The 19,348-nt window shown below is 43.6% G+C and carries 18 protein-coding genes and 1 tRNA gene; 4 read left to right on the forward strand and 15 right to left on the reverse strand.

Annotated elements, in window-relative coordinates:
- A partial coding sequence (locus FTV38_RS03880) for a zinc ribbon domain-containing protein (protein WP_180021479.1) occupies positions 1-258 on the forward strand: 258 nt, incomplete at its 5' end.
- Positions 259-293: 35 nt separating this feature from the next.
- Positions 294-488: a hypothetical protein gene (locus FTV38_RS03885; RefSeq protein ID WP_180005485.1), complete on the forward strand. Its 195-nt coding sequence runs from the start codon at positions 294-296 to the stop codon at positions 486-488.
- Between the two features lie 18 nt (positions 489-506).
- On the opposite strand, the gene FTV38_RS03890 is transcribed toward FTV38_RS03885, so the two are convergent.
- The 12 genes from FTV38_RS03890 to FTV38_RS03945 form a co-directional block, all read right to left on the reverse strand.
- Entirely contained in the window at positions 507-908 is a 402-nt protein-coding gene (locus tag FTV38_RS03890; RefSeq protein ID WP_168378199.1) for a Na+/H+ antiporter subunit G, read from the reverse strand.
- A gap of 12 nt (positions 909-920) precedes the next feature.
- Entirely contained in the window at positions 921-1,196 is a 276-nt protein-coding gene (locus FTV38_RS03895) for a monovalent cation/H+ antiporter subunit F (RefSeq protein WP_078189410.1), read from the reverse strand.
- Complete coding sequence (locus tag FTV38_RS03900; RefSeq protein ID WP_168378198.1) at positions 1,193-1,714, reverse strand: Na+/H+ antiporter subunit E; 522 nt, start codon at positions 1,712-1,714, stop codon at positions 1,193-1,195. Before FTV38_RS03900 ends, FTV38_RS03895 begins: the two co-directional genes overlap by 4 nt.
- A 1-nt stretch (position 1,715) precedes the next feature.
- On the reverse strand, positions 1,716-3,524 hold the full coding sequence (locus tag FTV38_RS03905) for a monovalent cation/H+ antiporter subunit D (protein ID WP_180021481.1): 1,809 nt from the start codon (positions 3,522-3,524) through the stop codon (positions 1,716-1,718).
- The gene (locus FTV38_RS03910) at positions 3,524-3,889 is read right to left on the reverse strand and encodes a Na+/H+ antiporter subunit C (protein WP_078189407.1); all 366 of its coding nucleotides are present in this window, start codon (positions 3,887-3,889) and stop codon (positions 3,524-3,526) included. Before FTV38_RS03910 ends, FTV38_RS03905 begins: the two co-directional genes overlap by 1 nt.
- A gap of 1 nt (position 3,890) precedes the next feature.
- On the reverse strand, positions 3,891-6,731 hold the full coding sequence (locus FTV38_RS03915; RefSeq protein ID WP_180021658.1) for a monovalent cation/H+ antiporter subunit A: 2,841 nt from the start codon (positions 6,729-6,731) through the stop codon (positions 3,891-3,893).
- A 343-nt stretch (positions 6,732-7,074) separates the two neighbouring features.
- Complete coding sequence (locus tag FTV38_RS03920) at positions 7,075-8,478, reverse strand: AAA family ATPase (protein ID WP_180021483.1); 1,404 nt, start codon at positions 8,476-8,478, stop codon at positions 7,075-7,077.
- A gap of 46 nt (positions 8,479-8,524) precedes the next feature.
- Positions 8,525-10,027: a UvrD-helicase domain-containing protein gene (locus FTV38_RS03925; RefSeq protein WP_180009538.1), complete on the reverse strand. Its 1,503-nt coding sequence runs from the start codon at positions 10,025-10,027 to the stop codon at positions 8,525-8,527.
- Between the two features lie 9 nt (positions 10,028-10,036).
- Positions 10,037-10,819, reverse strand: a complete 783-nt coding sequence (gene hisIE / locus FTV38_RS03930; protein WP_180012102.1) for a bifunctional phosphoribosyl-AMP cyclohydrolase/phosphoribosyl-ATP diphosphatase HisIE — start codon at positions 10,817-10,819, stop codon at positions 10,037-10,039.
- Positions 10,820-10,916: 97 nt separating this feature from the next.
- Entirely contained in the window at positions 10,917-12,218 is a 1,302-nt protein-coding gene (locus FTV38_RS03935) for an NAD(P)/FAD-dependent oxidoreductase (protein WP_180021485.1), read from the reverse strand.
- A 102-nt stretch (positions 12,219-12,320) separates the two neighbouring features.
- Positions 12,321-13,208 carry an SDR family NAD(P)-dependent oxidoreductase gene (locus FTV38_RS03940; protein WP_078189400.1) on the reverse strand — a complete coding sequence of 296 codons (888 nt, stop codon included), beginning with the start codon at positions 13,206-13,208 and terminating at the stop codon, positions 12,321-12,323.
- A gap of 401 nt (positions 13,209-13,609) precedes the next feature.
- Complete coding sequence (locus FTV38_RS03945; RefSeq protein WP_180021487.1) at positions 13,610-14,887, reverse strand: O-acetylhomoserine aminocarboxypropyltransferase/cysteine synthase family protein; 1,278 nt, start codon at positions 14,885-14,887, stop codon at positions 13,610-13,612.
- 318 nt (positions 14,888-15,205) lie between these two features.
- Here FTV38_RS03945 and ettA point away from each other — a divergent pair, with 318 nt between their 5' ends.
- The gene (gene ettA / locus FTV38_RS03950) at positions 15,206-16,867 is read left to right on the forward strand and encodes an energy-dependent translational throttle protein EttA (RefSeq protein WP_180021489.1); all 1,662 of its coding nucleotides are present in this window, start codon (positions 15,206-15,208) and stop codon (positions 16,865-16,867) included.
- A gap of 67 nt (positions 16,868-16,934) precedes the next feature.
- Here the strand turns inward: ettA and FTV38_RS03955 are convergent, their stop codons facing one another.
- Positions 16,935-17,345, reverse strand: coding sequence for an SEL1-like repeat protein (locus tag FTV38_RS03955; protein WP_180021491.1), 411 nt, complete (start codon positions 17,343-17,345; stop codon positions 16,935-16,937).
- Between the two features lie 354 nt (positions 17,346-17,699).
- On the opposite strand from FTV38_RS03955, the gene FTV38_RS03960 reads away from it, so the two are divergent.
- Entirely contained in the window at positions 17,700-18,671 is a 972-nt protein-coding gene (locus tag FTV38_RS03960) for a cation diffusion facilitator family transporter (protein ID WP_180021493.1), read from the forward strand.
- A 25-nt stretch (positions 18,672-18,696) separates the two neighbouring features.
- On the opposite strand, the gene FTV38_RS03965 is transcribed toward FTV38_RS03960, so the two are convergent.
- Both FTV38_RS03965 and FTV38_RS03970 read right to left on the reverse strand, forming a co-directional pair.
- Complete coding sequence (locus FTV38_RS03965) at positions 18,697-19,038, reverse strand: hypothetical protein (RefSeq protein WP_078189395.1); 342 nt, start codon at positions 19,036-19,038, stop codon at positions 18,697-18,699.
- A 154-nt stretch (positions 19,039-19,192) separates the two neighbouring features.
- Positions 19,193-19,268 (reverse strand) — tRNA-Glu (locus FTV38_RS03970).
- Positions 19,269-19,348 lie beyond the last annotated feature (80 nt).

Consider the following 19,348-nt stretch of genomic DNA (forward strand, 5'->3'; position numbering starts at 1 on the left):
GCACTAAAAACAATGCTCAAGTATAAATGCGAGAACGCAGGCGTATTGTTTGAAGAAGTCCAAGAAGCCTATACCACCCAAATCTGTTCGTGCTGCGGTGAGATCACCTCAAGTAGTCCAAAAGGTAGGACAGATCTTGGAATAAGAGAATGGGAGTGCATGAGCTGTGGTACAGCTCATGATCGAGATATAAACTCAGCTCTAAACATTCTTGCGCTTGGGCATAAGCGTCTAGCTGTAGGAATCACCCTCTTTTAAGGGGGGGAGGATGTCAAGAATTGGCGAATCTTGAGATGAGTCAATATCAGCCTAAATGGTCTGATCATTTTCAAAGTAGTTATGAAACAAATATGCTGATTGATTTAGCTGAAAAATATGGTTTAAAAACGACGCCATATAACCAAAAGCGTTTGCAATATATGGCTCAAAGTAGCGTATTTGAAAAAATGTGGATGCGAATCAAAGAATTTTTTAGCTCGAAGACATAAACAAAACTGGATCTGGAATTAATCCAGATCTTCCGGTTTTGAATGGACTTTAGAGTGAAAGGCACGGCGCCGAGTTCGTTGCCAAGGAAGAGGGCGATTGAGCGCTTCTGGTGCATCACCACTCATCGAGCGCAGTCGTAAATGTAATGCCGCTTGCGCCATAAGGTTTGCAGAAACCGGTGCTGTAATAAAGGCAAAGAGCGTGATCAAGATCTCTGCAAAACCAAAACGGCCTTGAAATGCCGCATAAATAATTGCAGCTATTAGAAAACTTCCTAAGCCTAAGGTGCTCGATTTGGTCGGTGCGTGCAGACGCATAAATAAGTCGGGTAGGCGAACCATGCCAATACCGCCGACCAACATGAAAAAAGCGCCAATAACCAAAAAAATCGAGACCAAAATTTCCATGACTAATTGCATATTAATGTACTCCTAGTCGATGACGTGGCCAGTGGTGAAATATCGTGCTAAAGCGGCTGTAGACACAAACCCCAGCATGGCAACCAATAAAGCCCCTTCAAACATCGATGTACTTGCCCAATAAATACCTAAAATGACAATTAAACAGGTAGCATTTAAAAATAAGGTATCTAAAGCAAGTAGCCGGTCTACGATTGAGGGTCCCATCACCAAGCGAATGAGACACAGTAACATCGAGATCGTCACAGCAACTAAACAGATGCCAAGCGCATACGGTAAAATTGTCATGCGGATTCTCCTGTATCAGCGCCAAAAATGAGGATGAGAGGGCGTTCATAGCGCTCTTTAATGGTTTGAATTTCCGCTTCAGGGTCATCCGTGCTCAGCGCATGGACCAAAATATCACCACGGTCTTGGTCAATCCCAGCAGACACCGTACCGGGTGTGGTGGTGATGATCATCGCAAGTAAAGAATTGACTTCCTCATGCTGTGTATCGAGAGGAACACGGAACCATTTCGGATGAAGTTTATGTGTTGGCCCAAGGACTAATTTTGCAACATGGATATTACTGACAATAATATCCCACAGCACCACAAAGAATAATTTACATGCCGCCAGCCAGTTGATATTCGGCGTTCGGTCAATAAAAGGGCGAACCAATCGCGGAATAACAATGGCTAAAACCAAGGCCATACAGAGTGTGGCCGCATCTAGACTGTGCGCCAACATAACCCAGCTCAGACCAACCATGACTGATACCAATGGATGCGGAAACCAGCGATTTAATACAGATGTTTTCGCCATGTTAAGGTGCCTCCATCGGTTTTAGTTGGGTCTCTTCAGGTAGTTTTTCTTCTTGTTGCTGTCCCTGAATTTGGCGTTGCTTGTACTCAGAAATATGCTTGCCATGTAGAGTTTCAGGTGCGATCAATGCAGGAATGAGGTGTGCATTTGGATCGGCTGATTCACCACCATATTTGGTTTCAGGTAAATTTTCAGGATCATAAGGTTGAACACTGATGATTTGGCCTTTTTCATCCTTTTTCAGTAGCAACGATTCATATAATGGATTGTCTTGAATTTGCTGTGCAGTTTTGTAGGTATAGTCATAGATCGGCGCAGCAAAAACCATATATCCCACAAGCGCTGTTAACAGCAGATAAATGGTTTTGTCATTACGAAGCGGTGCCTTATTCGGCAAAGCCTGATAACGCTGATATTCTTCAGTATCAATATCATCTTCTGGGCGAGATGAACGCCAGAAAAGCACAAAACCAACTCGGGTGAATGCGATAATACTGAGTAAACTCACCAACAATACGATCAAAATAATCATGATTTGGTAAGGTGAGTTTGCCGTTGCTTGTAAGAGAAATACTTTACCTAAAAAGCCGCTAAAGGGCGGTAGACCAGCCATCATCAACGCAATGATGAAATAGCAGACAGCAACGGTATTATGCTGTTTCATATGGGGCGCAATTTTAAAATGATCTTTAAATTCGCCACGTTGTGAGGTAATCCAACCCGAGAGAATATAAAAAGCTGCACCAATGATGGTACTGTGAATCAGGTAGTAAAGCCCCGCAGCCCATGCATCCGTATTAAAGAGTGAAATCGCAACCAATATTGTCCCGATAGAAGACAAAATCATAAAACCGACAAAACGACGTAAACGATCGGTTCCGATAGCACCATAAGCACCATAGAGCGAGGTTACTAAGCCAATCGGTAACAGCCACTGTTGTAAGATTTCACGGCTAATCCCATCGTCAAACACAGTACCATTGACACGGAGAATGGCATAGATGCCGACCTTAGTCATGATGGTGAATAAGGCTGCGACAGGCGTGGTTGCCACAGCATAGGTCTTTGGTAACCAGAACCCTACAGGCAGCATTGCAGCTTTGATGCCAAAGACGGTAAACAGTAACAATGCACCAGCCACTGCGATACGATGTTGATCCGCTTCAAGCAAAGGCATAAGTCGTGCAACATCAGCCATATTTAAGCTACCTACACTGCCGTAAATCATCCCGAGTCCAATCAGGAAAAGGGCAGAGGCAAATAGGTTAATGGTGACGTAATGAATACCCAATTGAAAACGTGCTTTGCCTTGGCCGTGTAAGAGCAAAACGTACGATGCCATCAACAGGATTTCAAAGAAGACAAATAGGTTAAATAAATCGCCTGTTAGGAACGCACCACACAAACCCATCAGTAAGAAATGGCACATGGCATGGAAATAACGACCACGCTCATCCCATTCTTTGCTGGCAAACCACATCACTGGCACAGCAAGACCATAAGTCAGCACCAACATGAATGCTGAGAGTCGATCTAGAACTAAGACGATACCAAACGGTGCGGCCCATTCACTCAGGTTATAAACCAAGACTTGGCCAGAGCTGGCGATCATCAAATAACTGATAGATGTGATCAGCCCAAGGATGCCAGAAACATAGCTGATTCCACGACGCCAAGGTTGTCGCCAGTCATGCGCCAACGAGCCAGAACCGGGGTTGCCCAGCAGGACTAAAATAAATGCAGTAATTGCAGGAATTAAAATACTGAAAATCGGGCTATGCGTAGTCCAAAATTGGATGAAGTCATGCATTATGGCTCATCCTCCCGCGGGTCAATTTGCGGTATTTCTTCTTTGGAGTCCACATGATCTGTTCCAGTTTCATAGCGGCTACGCAGAGCCAATTGTACGATAAACGCAGTGGTCGCAAAGCCAATCACAATGGCGGTCAGGACCAAGGCTTGCGGTAAAGGATCGGTCGCTTTGGTTGTTTCCGTTAACACAGCTGGTGCGTTGACATGAATACGCCCCATGACAAATAAAAATAAGTTCACAGCATAGCCAATCATGGCTAAACCCAGCACGACAGGAAAGGTACGTGCCCGCAAAATCAGGTATACCCCTGTTGCGGTCAGTAAGCCAATGGCTGAAGCGAGTAAAAATTCTAAACTAATCATCTTATTCGCCTCTTGGAACTGGACCAGACATACTCGAGTGACGCGAGTCGCCTAAGACGGAAATCATTAACATCGTCGCGCCCACAACGGTGATGTAGACACCTGTGTCGAAAAGGGCAGCGGAGGCAAGGTGCATTTCACCTAAAATGGGTGGCGATACATAGATATGAGCACTGGTCAGGAATGGACGCCCCCATAGCCAAGCCGCGATACCTGTCAGCCCCGCAATGGTTAAACCAATACCAATCCAAACTTCATATAAGCGACCTGATTTTGCACCAATCAGTTGTTCAGCACGGTCTTGGCCGAGCGCAATATATTGAATCACTAAGGCTAAAGAGGTAATTAAGCCTGCAATAAAGCCACCGCCTGGTAAATTATGACCCCGTAGGAAAATATATAAGCTGATGACGAGTGCTAAAGGCAAAATCCATGATGATGTAATACGGAACATCAGTGGTGACGGATTAAAACGATAGGTCAGACCTTGCGTAATGGTGGTACCATGAGCACGCATACCATCCATCATGCACAGCGTACCAATTGCGGCAATTCCCAGTACGGTAATTTCACCAAAGGTATCGAAGCCACGGAAGTCGACCAAGATCACGTTGACCACATTGGTACCACCACCAAGTGGGATGGATTGCTGCATAAAGAACCATGAGATGGAATTATGATCGCGGGTCATGATCAGCCATGAAATCCATGCGATCCCTAAACCTGCAATAATCGCAATTATTGCATCTCGCCAACGACGAGACACACTCGACTCATAAGGTGTGAGCTGTGGTAATAATGATAAGCTCATGAGTAAGAGCACGGTGGTCACCACGTCAACAGTAATCTGCGTGAGCGCCAAATCTGGAGCGGAGAAACAGATAAACACCATAGTCACAACCAGACCGACTGCACCACTGATGAGGACGGCTTTAATCCGTTCATGGTGGAACCAAAGCATCATCCAACATGCAGAGAATAATAATAGCCACAGAACGATTGCGATGATTGGTGCATGTATCAGTTCACGGCTGCCTGTGCCGATACCTTGCAGCCAAAATGGAACAATGACGATGGCTACACTAAAGATTAAAATCCACAATAAATAGCTTTGTAATTTGCCATTTTCAGTAAAGCGACGGAACTTTCTTGAGCTGAGTAAAAGATGTTTTAAAAATAAATCGAACAGCACTTTACCTTGCAATCGACCCAAAAGTGGATCTAAGTCGATCCGGCGTAATTTGCCGCCCTTCGCCAATGCGAAATAGAAAACTAAACCACCCAAGAGTGCAATCACACTCATCAAAAGGGGGGCATTTAAACCATGCCAAATCGCTAAATGTGTACCTTCAAACGCAGGGTTTTGAATACTCGCACGTGCTGTGCTGTTGACTATATGCTCAACTAATAACGCAGGGAATAATCCAACTAAAATACATAAAGCAGCCAGTAATGTCGCAGGAGCACGCATGCCAAACGGTGGTTCATGCGCTTCTTTATTCGGAACTTCTTTCCCTAATGGACCATCAAAAAACACCCCGTGAACCAAACGTACCGAATACGCGACAGCAAAGATACCGGCAAAGGTGGCAATGATGGCTGACACGATCATCACTGGCCCAGTCAGGTTGGCTAACAGTTCAGTAAAGAACATCTCTTTAGAAAGAAAACCATTGGTTAATGGGACACCTGCCATAGAGGCCGCAGTGATCATGGTCAGCGTTGCGGTAAACGGAAGTAATTGCCATAAACCAGAGAGTTTTCGTAAATCACGCGTGCCTGATTCGTGGTCAATAATCCCCGCGATCATAAATAGGGCTGCTTTGAAGGTTGCATGGTTAATGATATGGAAAATGGCAGCGGAAACTGCGAGGGGAGAGCCGATCCCGAGTAAGCAAACAATCAGACCTAAATGACTGATGGTGGAATAGGCCAAAAGCCCTTTTAAATCTTCTTTGAAAATGGCAAAGAAGGCCGCCATACATAGGGTAAATAAGCCAATAAAGGTGACCAAGTTGTGATACAACGCCGCGCCTGCAAAGATAGGCAATAAGCGTGCAAGCAGGAAAATTCCGGCTTTCACCATCGTAGCAGAGTGTAGATAAGCCGAGACGGGGGTCGGTGCCGCCATGGCATTTGGCAACCAAAAATGGAAAGGGAACTGCGCACTTTTGGTAAAGGCCCCCATTAAAATTAATAGCAGTGTAGGTACAAAAAGTGGGTGCTGCTGAATTTGGCTACTCATCGTCAGGATTTGGTCAATCTGATAGGTGCCCGTGATTTGCGCCAACAGAACAAAACCACCCAGCATACATAAACCACCCATACCTGTAATGGTCAAAGCCATTCGAGAGCCACGCTGAGCAGCGTCGTAATTACTCCAATAACCGACCAACAGAAAAGATGAAATGCTGGTGAGTTCCCAGAAAATAAGTAATAAAATTAAATTATTAGACAATGAAATGCCGAGCATGGCAGCCATGAACAGCATCAATAAAACATACAGTTTACTGAGCGAATTCTTTGGACTTAAATAATAGTAGGCATAGATATAAATTAAGGTGCCGATCCCCGTAATGAGCAGGGAAAACAACAAGCCCAGTGCATCGAGACGGAAACTGAAATCAATGCCAACTTGAGTGAGCCACGGCCAAGTTTGAATGATGGTTTTGCCATTAAAGACATCTGGGGCCTGACTCAATAATAAAACTAAACTGCTGAGGCTGACGCCAATCGCCCCTAAAGCTGTTACCCCGCGAGAGAATTGCTTCAACCACGAGACAAGTGTTGTGCCTAGTATTAACGGTAACAATATAATAATCGGTAGCACACTCGTATCCATTGTCATGATTAGGCGGTGAAACCTAGGTGTATTTCATCTTTCAAGGATTACAGGACAGCAAAGAGCAGTCCAAAAATTCAATCTTGAAAGCCATGTGTGTCAAAAAAAATTAAAAACAAGCTGTGTTGCGCAACTCGTGAAGCGATAGCAATTTCCGATGTTACTATGAAAATTGCAAATAAAACCGATCATATTACATGCGTAAAACAACATCAATCTTTTTTATGACCCACTTACACATTATACGCCTGACGAAACTGTCTAGACATCTATTGCGGCCTTGTTGCTGAATATTTAAACATAAAGGCTATGGATTACACTCAGTAAATCAACCTCAGTATTTTTAACTCAGCGGTTGGATAGTAACGTCCTGATCACCTCGCTGTGATAAAGCCCTTACCAATTCTTGTTGCTGTTGCTCGGTCAGTTGTGTCTGAATTAATTGCAACATGTGCTGGATGGTATCCGGATTGTTTAGCGGCTCATTTAATTCAGTCTCTTCAGTTTTAGGTGGAAGCGATGGTTTAGATCCGAGTTGCAACTGCTGATAAATTTGATCATAGGTTTCTTGTAGTTTTTCAGGCTGAATCTCACTGAGCTTTTTATTCTGTAATTGTAAGCACTGAAAGCGAGAAGCCTGTTCCATTAGTTCAGGACGGTTGCCGCTGGCAATGATTTGGAGTCGTGGAAACGCTTGATTTAAACGGGTCAAAATCACTTGAGTCATATTTTGATCGAGTTGGTGGTCTATGGTGTCGATCAATAAAATCCCGTCACCTTCTTGGCAAGGATATAAGCTATGAGGATTGAGTAGACACAGGCGACGTACAATATCACCAATTAAGGCCACAAGGTTGCGCACACTATTCGATAGCTGTTGAAATAACATGTCTTTGCCTTGATAGCAGACCATTAACTGTAATTTGGGGTGATATTGCAGATAAATATTACTCACATCGGGCAACACGGTCTCTAAAGCTTGTTTTAATGATCTGAGTGATGGCGCGTGTAGGTCGGCCTGAGCTTGTGCTAGTTTATGCCCAAAAAGAGGCGTGTCTGATGCGTTGGGTATATCGGCTTGGGTTTTAGGATGTAATAAATTTTGAATTAATTCGGCACTTTGCGCATTTTCAATGTCGGATATTTCTCGAAACCACTCAAAAAAACGAATAAACGTGGTAAAGGGAATGGCCGATATTTCATAAGCATGCGAAGGCTGAAAAATAGCAGGATTATTTTTATTGAGAATATTCACATCGTTGACGAAACGTTCAGCAGGGTAATAGGCAATGAGTGGCAACCCTTGTAACGGATCAGCTTTGAGGGCTTTTTGATACAGCGCAACCATCGATTCTAATTGCTGTGTTTCGGCCTTACTGAGGCCGACGCCTTGACTGTTTAAGGTTTTGTACAATTGCCATGAACAACATTGTGGGTCTTGGTCTTGTTGATCACTTGAAAGCTGAAATGAGCCAATGTCTTCGGGAAAACTGACTTGAATATCAAGTTTCGATTGCAAGCGATTTAACATGATGTCTTGATCGAGCATTACCACGCCTGCGGTGCGTAAATCTTTATAACGTGCAGCGAACCAAGTGAGGGCCTGATAACTAAAGCGTAGTAGGGAGGTTTTTCCAGAACTTTGATCACCCAAAATTAAGGTAATCGGCAGATCGTGGTAATTAAAATTGAGGGTGATATCAGTAAAATGAAGGGTGTGCTTGAGTTGAATCGATTGTATTTTCATGGTGCACCTTTTACTGATTTATTGTTTATTCACCTTTTTCATCATACTAGCTGACCGCTTGCGCCAAAGATTTGGGCATTTGACGTTTTAAATGCTGCATCAAGTCATAAATATGATGGATATTTAAACTTACTTTAGCACGTGTGCAGGCCACGTAAAGTAACCGTAACTCTTCGTCACTAATTTTATAATCTTTATCGTTGAGCTTAAATTGGTAGTCATCTTCAATATGTACCCGATCCCATTCTAAACCTTTGGCTTTATGGGCGGTGGAGATGATGTAGTCGGCTTGATCAATCGGGGTGATTTTTGCCAGCGCCTTTTTCAGTGGGTCAGTACCGTGGTCATCGACCAACTTCACTAGCGGTTTAATATCGCTGCCGTCATTGGTTTCACAATATTCATGCACATCATGCCATGAGTTAAACCACGCAAGCTCTGGGACATCGACTACGCGTTTGCCTTGCTTGAGCATGGCTGCTGCATCGACAAAACGATTGAGTCGCGCATGATCTGCTTGCAGGCTGACCTTTTCGCCCTTAACCAAACCCGCCAATAACAGTTCCATCGCGCGTGCATTAGTACGACATAAAATGGCATCGCGCATCTTGGTATGAGGCTTATTAACCACTTTAGAGTTGAGTTGTGGATTACCCAATAACGGTACGGTTTCATTCAATGCGCCCAGCAGAGCATTGGCGTTCAAGGCAATTTCTTCACCAAAACGGAAAGACGTGGTTAAACGTGATTCAGGTAATGGGAGTTGCTGCATGGCATTGACTGCACCACGCCATGCATAAATTTGTTGATGCGCATCGCCAACATAGATGACTTGGGTATTCCGCTGTTTCAGTAAAATCCCTAGCATTAGTGGGTCAGCATCTTGAGCCTCATCGAACAGCACATAATCCGCAGGAATATTTGGTTCAGACAAAGCCCAAAGTTTTAAATAAATATCGTGTCCAATCCCTGCTGCATGGTTCGGATCAATCGACTCTAACCAACGACGTTCAATCGCAGGATATAAATGCTTTTGTAAGCTTTCGATATCGTCAGGATGCAACCAACTCGGCGCTTGTAGATGTCGTGGGGCAGGGTACTGTGAACTGGTCGAACAGAAATAACTGACAGCGTTTGCTACCAGACTCGCCAAGCGCGAAGGCATGAGTACATATTTTTCATAACGACCTCCCATCATACGGCGTAAGGTAATCGGTTCTAGTCGATATTCTTTGGCAATAAAACTCGGACTTAAACGTGGTAGACGCAGTTTGTCAGTCACTCCACGTGGAACACTACGATAGGCCAATGAGTGAAAGGTTCGACAGTCGACATTTTGATGAAAACGATTCTGTGCTTCGGTGGCAATGGCTTTGTTAAAGGCCAAGTACATGCCACGCCGCTGAGGCATGGCATCACTGATCATTTGGAGTGTGGTGGTTTTACCTGTGCCAGCATAGGCAATCACTTTAAATGATTTGCCAAGACGTGCGTTATCTATGGCAGTGGCCTGCTCATAGGTCGCGGTCGGTTTTTTAAGCTCTGGCACGGTTGCGTCTTAGTGCTGACGGTTGGCTTTTTCAACCAAACCGGAAAGGCCTTGACGACGAGCGAGTTCGTTAAGTACCAATTGAGGATCAATATCGAAATAACCCAACATCACAATGGTATGGAACCAAAGATCTGCCACTTCGTAAATCAAATCGTTTTTGTTGTCTTCATTGGCTTCGATTTTAAAATCTTTAGCGGCAATGATGGTTTCAACGCTTTCTTCACCGATTTTTTCTAAGATTTTATTCAGGCCTTTATGGTAAAGCTTCGCCACATAAGAGGACTCAGGATCAGCTTGTTTGCGTTCAGCCATCATTTTACCTAAGTAGTCGAGTACTTCGACTTGCTCAGATTGTGCATTGGATGCATTCATCGCAAGGGTATGTGGATTTGCTGATTTTTCACCATAAATTGCAGCTGGATCTTTTAATTGCGCATCGACAATTTCCCAGCCATTGGCAGTAAGTTTGCGGTAGAAACACGACTCACGACCAGTATGGCAGGCAATGCCGCCATGTTGTTCAATTTGTAGCACAATCACGTCAGCATCACAGTCCAAACGGATTTCATGCACGGTTTGGAAATGGCCAGATTCTTCACCTTTATGCCATAACTTATTGCGTGAACGTGAAAAGTACACCGCTTGATTTTTTTCTGCAGTTTGCGCCAACGCTTCACGGTTCATCCATGCCACCATCAAAACGCGTCCGCTTTGATGATGCTGTGCAATAGCAGGCACTAAGCCTTGTTCGTTAAATTTTACTTCATCGAGCCATTGCAGGTTGTTCATGAGGATTTCACCAATTCAAAAATCAAAAAAATAAATGCCGCAGCATTTGAGCAGCATCATAGTGTAAGCCATCAAGAGAATGATGGGGAGTTAATTCTTAATCAAATTTTAAATTGCGCAGTTCAGCCGCAGAATCATCTGCAGGCTTACGGGCTATGTCGGCATAATTCATTTGCCCAAACGCACCTGTTTTTAAGCCAGAAATCGTGATGGCCATTTCTTTGCGGAAAAACGGCAGCTGATACATGGAACGAAATGAAATATCACGCAGCGGCGCTGTCCAGCGATGATGTGATTGATAAAAAGGAGTCAGCAGGCGGCTAAAAAATTGGTAAAACCGCACGGACGGCAACCGCAGTTGATGATACTGCTGCCAGAGGTTTTGCAGTGAGGAATCCTGTTGATGTTGAAGTAGGGCCTGACTGATGGCCCATGCATCGAGCAGCGCCATATTGGCGCCTTGACCAAGCTGTGGACTCATGGCATGAGCCGCATCTCCTAAGATGCCGATACGGCCTTCACCGAGTTTGCTCAGCACCACATCACGATAGTTGGCAGACAGCCATTGTTGCGGATCATCAGGATGTGGAATCACATGCGCTAACCATTCTGCAACACTAGGCCAGCGTTTTGAAACCTCAAGCAGCCATTGCTGCTGCGCGCTCTTGGTTTTTAAGAATCCCGCTAAATCTGCTGTAGGTAAGCTCCAGAAAATGCTCGAAAGTCGCTGTTCAGGCTGTGTTGGAATTGCTCCTGTTGGCATCACACCCATCATGATATTGGAACGGTCATAGAACTGATGCAAGATTTGTGGATTGAGCACTTCGCATTCAGGCACGATAATCCACTTTGCACCCCAAGGATAGGCTTGGTTGAGCTTTTCCCATGCTTTAGGGCGTAAATGGCTGCGTGCACCATTGGCGATCAGCACGAGATCAAATTGACGTTGAAAGGTTTGATCTGTGGATTGCCCAATCACGTTTATACCGTCACTGGATTCTTGAAGTTCATGCACCTCATGCGCCATGCACCACTCAACGTGTTGAGGATACTCATGGACTTTGGATGCGAGGACATGACAGAGTGTGGCACGGTGAATGCCGAGTCCATATGAACGGTCATCGGCTTGTCGATAATGACTGTTAATCAGCAAGTCGCCGCCAGCCAGTTGACCTTCAAGACCGGTTACCACAGCACCTAGGCTTAAGGCATGTTCCAAAATGCCTAAATGTTCGAAAACTGCCAGTCCGGCAGGTTGTAATAATAATCCTGCACCCACAGGTTCAAGTTGTGAGACTTTTTCATATAAGCAGATCTGATGGCCTTGAGCAGCAAGCATTGCTGCAGCAGCCAATCCCGCAGTACCCGCACCGATGATGGCAATGTTTTGAGTTTTCATTGTTATAAAAGTTGATTTTATCTCAGCCCAATGTAGCAAAGTTGCTGCATAAAACCCCCTAAAAAAGCCCTCTAAAGGGCTTTTTTAGGGGGGAATCAGGTCTTACCAGTGTTCACCAGGGAATAGGCGAGCATATGCTTTTTGTACCCAATTGAGTTTTTCTTGCTTACCAATAGACGCTGAAGAACTTGGGAACAAGTTATAACCAATCGACATGAGTTTGTTGTTAATGTCTGGAGCAATTGAGTAGGTAATAGAAGCCAGACGGCCCAAATTGGTCGCCACTTTCTTTGGACGTTTCACGATGGCATAGGCAATCAGGTCAGTCGCTTGTTCTGGAGAAAGCGTTGGAACGTATTTATAAATTTTGGTTGGAGCGATCATTGGCGTGCGCACCAATGGCATGTAGACCGACGTGATGGCAATATTATGCGAGTGAACTTCAGCGCTCAGGCAACGGCTAAAAGCATCTAATGCGGCTTTAGACGCAACATAGGCAGAGAAGCGTGTTGCATTGGCCAATACACCAATCGAACTGATGTTGATGATATGACCTTCACGACGAATCATCATTTTCGGCAGTAAATTCATCACCAAACGTACCGCGCCAAAATAGTTCAACTGCATAGTACGTTCAAAATCATGGAAACGATCGGTTGATTCATGTACGGCACGACGAATAGAACGGCCAGCGTTATTAATTAATATATCGATATGATCGACGGAAGCGAGGATTTGTTGTGCCACAGCATCAATGGAGTCCATATCATTGAGGTCACATGGGAAAACATCGGCTTTACCGCCAGTGGCTTCAATTTCAGCTTTTACGGCATCAAGAGTTTCTTTGGTACGTGCAACCAGTAGAACATGTGCGCCTGCATTGGCAAGGCGATGCGCTGTGGTTAAGCCAATACCACTCGATGCACCGGTGATTAAAATAGTCTTACCGTTGACACGGTCAACGAAACGTTTCTCAAGTCTTGAATTCACGATGAGGTTCCCTGTTAAATCAGTTTTATTGTATTCATTTATCGGCCCGACAACGCTATGTGCAGGGCTGTTTTAAGTCAGCGGTATGATAGCGTTTTATTTAAAAAAAGCCATATGATAAGTAATTGATAATAAAATAATATTTAGAGTTTTTACTCTAAATTAAAATCCCTATTTACTCAATTTTTAACACATAAATATGTGAAAGAGAAGTGCTTTTATCAACATCGTTGCAACCTAAAAAAGTCGATTTTCAAGATAAATAAAATTGTAAATAAATATAGAAGCAGGGCCATAGATGCCCAAAGTTGGAAGGCGGATTATGTGGGAGTGGTTATTTAAATGAAATGGAAATAAAAACAGGCCTTAAAAATAAGACCTGTGGATTGTGCAATTATGCTTTAAACAGCAGCTAAGGCTTGCTCTAAGTCTGCAATCAAGTCATCCGCATGTTCGATCCCAATCGATAAACGAACCATATCAATGCTGACCCCCGCTGCTTTGAGTTCATCTTCATTGAGCTGACGATGTGTCGTGGTCGCAGGATGGCAGGCTAAACTTTTGGCATCACCAATATTCACGAGGCGAGTAAACAACTGCAAGGCATCGATGAAACGTGTGCCACCTGCAAGGCCATCTTGAACGCCGAATGAAAGAATCGCAGATGGTTTGCCTTTGACATATTTTTGCGCCAAAGCATGTTGTGGGTGGTCTTTTAGGCCAGCGTAGTTAACCCATTTTACTTTTGGATGCGCTTGTAAATATTCAGCCACTTTTTGCGCATTTTCGGTATGGCGTTCCATGCGCAGGCTTAAGGTTTCCAAACCTTGTAAGATCAAAAACACATTGTGCGGGCTGATCGCAGCGCCCGTATTACGCAGTGGTACCACGCGCGCACGAGCAATGTAGGCTGCTTTACCTAAGGCTTCGACATAATTCACCCCGTGGTAGCTTGGATCAGCGGTATTCAGTGATTTAAAGCGTTCAGGATATTTGCCCCAAGGGAACTTGCCGCTATCGACGATGATGCCGCCGATCGAATTACCATGACCACCAATATATTTGGTCAATGAATGCACCACAATGTCGGCACCAAATTCAAATGATTTTTGCAGGACAGGAGTAGCAACGGTATTGTCGACCACCACAGGTATGCCATATTCGTGCGCAATTTTCGAAATTGCTTCGAGGTCAATAATATTGCCCAATGGGTTACCAATAGATTCGACAAAGACCAACTTGGTTTTGTCATCGATGAGGCTACGCAGCGCTTCAGGGTTTTGATAATCAAAGAAGCGAACTTCAATGCCTTGTTTCGGCAGGGTGTGGGCAAACAGATTATATGTGCCGCCATATAGGGTCGAAACTGAAGCGATATTGTCGCCTGCTTCAGCAATAGTTTGAATCGCATATGTAATGGCTGCCATACCAGAGGCTAAGGCCAAAGCGCCAATACCGCCTTCGAGCGCTGCAACACGCTGTTCAAGTACCGCTGTGGTTGGATTCATGATGCGGGTATAAATATTACCCTGAACTTTTAAGTCAAATAAATCAGCACCATGCTGTGTGTTATCGAAGGAATATGAAGTGGTTTGATAAATTGGCACCGCAACCGCTTTGGTGGTTGGCTCCGGTGTATACCCCGCGTGAATTGCTAAAGTTTCGTCTTTATATGTCATGATTACTTCATCTAAGTGAGCTAGTTTTTAAACAGTCTATCATTTTTATATATGAATAAAAGTGCTTTATTTTTAAAATTAATATCATAATTATTCATATTGTTGAAAAATTTTCAGCTAAAGATGAGCGAAATCATGCTTAAAAACGCATGTTTAAATTTTGTTCGCCATTAAACTTGTAACAATGCATTGAAGGCGTGTGCGAAACCTTATTTTTTCACGACTTTATGCGTATAATAGCCGATTATTTTTTCGCTCAATTGAGCAGGGGCAACTTTGTGTTGTTCCGTATATGTTTTGACTATTGAGGAGTCCTAAGTGGCCCAATATATTTACACGATGAACCGTGTGTCGAAGATGGTTCCGCCTAAGCGCGAAATCCTGAAAGACATCTCTTTATCATTTTTCCCAGGCGCAAAAATTGGTGTGCTTGGTCTAAACGGTGCAGGTAAATCTACCTTGCTTCGTATTATGGCGGGCGTAGATAAAGATTTCTCAGGTGAAGCACGTGCTCAACCGGGTATCAAAATTGGTTACCTTGAACAAGAGCCGCCATTGGATGAAAGCAAAGACGTTCGCGGTAACGTTGAAGACGGTTTACGTGAACCGTTGGATGCTTTGGCGCGCCTTGATGAAGTGTTTGCAGAATATGCAGCAGAAGATGCTGATTTTGATGCACTTGCGAAAGAACAAGAGAAGTTAGAAGCCATTATCCATTCATGGGATGCACATAATATTGTGAACCAAATGGATCAGGCTGCTGCAGCGTTGAACCTTCCAGCTTGGGATGCAGATGTATCTAAGTTGTCTGGTGGTGAGCGCCGTCGTGTTGCACTTTGCCGTTTGTTATTGTCTAAACCAGACATGTTGCTTCTAGATGAGCCAACGAACCATTTGGATGCTTCATCAGTATCATGGTTGGAACGTTTCTTGAAAGACTTCCCAGGTACGATCGTTGCGATTACCCATGACCGTTACTTCTTGGATAACGTGGCAGAGTGGATTCTTGAGCTTGACCGCGGCATGGGGATTCCATACCAAGGCAACTATTCTTCTTGGTTAGAGCAGAAAAATGCTCGTTTAGAGCAAGAACAGAAGCAAGAAGAATCTTTTGCTAAAGCATTGAAAAAAGAGCTTGAATGGGTTCGTTCAAATGCTAAAGGTCAGCAAAAGAAAAACAAAGCGCGTATGGAGCGTTTTGAAGAGCTTAACTCACGCGAATTCCAACAGCGTAATGAAACGTCTGAAATCTACATTCCACCTGGTCCACGTCTAGGCAACAAGGTTGTAGAAGTTGAAGGCATCAGCAAATCGTTTGGTGATCGTACGCTTTATAAAGACTTATCATTCGTTGTACCACCTTGTGCCATTGTGGGTATCGTGGGTGAGAACGGTGCGGGTAAAACCACATTGTTCCGTATGATGACAGGCGAGCAACAACCAGATACAGGTACTGTGGTACTGGGTGAATCGGTTAAAGTGGCTTATGTCGGCCAGATTCGTGACACCTTAGATGACAACAAAACTGTTTGGGAAGAAGTTTCTGGCGGTTTAGACATCTTGAAGATTGGTGAATACGAAATCGCATCTCGTGCGTATATCGGTCGCTTTAACTTCAAAGGTCAAGATCAGCAAAAACGTGTAGGTCAATTGTCAGGTGGTGAACGTAACCGTTTACAACTTGCAAAAATCTTGCAAATGGGTGCCAACGTTATCCTGCTAGATGAACCATCAAACGACTTGGATATCGAAACTTTACGTGCGCTTGAGGATGCAATTCTGGTATTCCCAGGTACTGTCATGGTGATCTCGCATGACCGTTGGTTCCTCGACCGTATTGCAACGCACATCTTGTCATTTGAAGGTGAAACCCCTGAATTCTTCACGGGTAACTACCATGAATTTGAAGAATACCGTCGTAAACGTGACGGTGATGACTTGGTAACGAAACGTCAAAAATACCGCAAAATTGGTGGCTAATTCCTTCCTGATTTTGAAATAAAAAACCAGCCTGCGGGCTGGTTTTTTATTGCTTAAGATTCAATGACTACATAACAATATCTTCAAAGGCATGATGTAAGACGTAGTCTGCACGTTCATGACCTTGTGCAGCGGCTTTACTGAGCCAAAGCTGTGCAAGTTCATAATTGCGGTCTAAGCCGAGTTCTCCACGTAAATAACCGAGACCTAAGCGATATTGGGCATCTTTATGACCTTTTAATGCGGCACTTAAGAAATTCCACATGGCATTGCGATAGTCAGTAGGGGATTGGTCTGCTGAATCCATAGTATGGTCACTGAGAAAGTCTTGATGGTGTTGAGCCGCAAGAATTTCAAAATAAGTCCCTTGGGCGTAATCACCCTCGGCTTCTGGAATCGAAAGATGCATTCCTTGCAATTTTGGATTCATCTGTTGTGACAACAGTGCATAGATTTTTTTCAGAGCTTGTATCATCATTGTTAAACTCCTTGTTTCTAAATATAACCACTTGATTAATAAAAATATTAATTGCAGTCATTCGTGCGCTGTGTTGATTGATTTAATTGTTTTAAACAGATCACACTTAAGATGAAAATTAGCATGCTTGTCATGATATGTGAATAGGTATTGAAAAATATTTATAAGTGATTTCAGTCATCTAGATCGCGAAAAATTATTTTTAATAAATTGAAAGTAGATGCTGAAAAAAGCAGTTTTAAAGTTTGAAGGTAAAACGTAGTACTGAAGGTTGAATAATGTAATTTTATTACGTTTACTGCACCTGTTAAGCTCAAGACTGAAGAACATATAATTTATAAAGGTCAGAAAATAATGAGTGAGCATCATGGGCATGACCACAGCCATGCCGTTGTGACGGAAGGGAATGTCAAAAAATTAAGTTTTGCCTTAGCACTGACCACGACGTTTTTGATTATTGAAGTCATTGCTGGATTTATGACTCAAAGTTTGGCGCTATTGTCAGATGCGGCACATATGTTCACTGATGCCGCAGCCCTTGCTATAGCATTGGTCGCGATTAAAATTGGCAAGCTTCCTGCTGACAACAAACGCACCTTTGGCTATCAGCGTTTTGAGATTTTGGCTGCCTTGTTTAATGCCTTGATGTTATTTGTAGTTGCAATATATATTTTGTATGAGGCCTATCAGCGCTTTTCAACGCCGCCGGAAATTCAAAGTATGGGCATGATGATTGTCGCCGTTATTGGTTTGATCATTAATTTAATCTCGATGCGTATTTTATTTTCCAGTTCGCAAGAAAGCTTGAATGTGAAAGGAGCGTATCTAGAGGTGTTGAGTGATGCCTTAGGTTCGGTGGGTGTGATTATTGGCGCGGCGATTATTTATTTTACGGGCTGGATGTGGGTCGATACCCTTATAGCGGTGCTCATTGGTTTTTGGGTCTTACCAAGGACTTGGATTTTATTAAAACAAAGTATCAATATTTTATTGGAAGGCGTGCCTGAAGAAATCGACATAGAAAAGTTACGCAATGATTTATTGGCACTCAAAGGGGTGGAGAGCATTCACCAGTTAAAGGTCTGGGCAATAACGTCAAAGAATGTGCATTTGACAGTTCATCTCTTTGCACCTGAAGCCGATCGTAATGCCTTATATTTTGAGGCGATTGAAATGTTGCAACATGAACATGGAATCACGGAGATGACTTTGCAGATCGAAGAGGATGAATGTGTGGTACACCAACACACCCAAAAGTCTGATCATGCACATGAGCACCTTCAAGATGATCACGCGCATTCTCATGATGAACCACATCAGCACTAATGCTGATGTGATTTAAATGGCCTGTTTAGATTTCCCATTCATGATTACATTCGCGGCATTTCCATTTTTTCTGTGATTGCATAAAACCTTGCATTGAGATTTTAAAATCTGGCAGGTCGCGATAGAACATGAAGCCAGCAATCAAGCAGGCAATAAATACAACAACAGTCGCAGTTTGTAATGTAGTACCTGCACCGTCACCAAAAATCCACATTGCGATGCTGATAATCACCAACAGTAAAAGAATAAATACCGCAGGGATGAGGATAATCAGGCTTTTAGGCACGACAGGACGAGCAACAGGCTGGCCTGCTTGCGCAAGAGGCATAATTTTAGGGCTTTGACATTTAGGGCAACGGTATTGCATTGCAACTCCATAATTTTAATCTATGGTTTATTTTAATCAGAATGACGCAGAAAGCAAAAATACCGTAAATTTAAATCAGATAAAATTTAGGCAATAAAAAACCCAAGTCATAATGCTTGGGTTTTTTATAAGATGATTTGCATCACCTTGAATATGGCGTCCCTACGGGGATTCGAACCCCGGTTACCGCCGTGAAAGGGCGATGTCCTAGGCCTCTAGACGATAGGGACAATTTGAGGCAACTTAGAGTTGGTTGACACCATCTCTCGGTATGGGCGCTATATTAGGGGGATAACGCCCATCCGTCAAC

It is taken from the genome of Acinetobacter sp. YH16044 (assembly GCF_013417145.1).
Classification (GTDB): Bacteria; Pseudomonadota; Gammaproteobacteria; order Pseudomonadales; family Moraxellaceae; genus Acinetobacter; species Acinetobacter amyesii.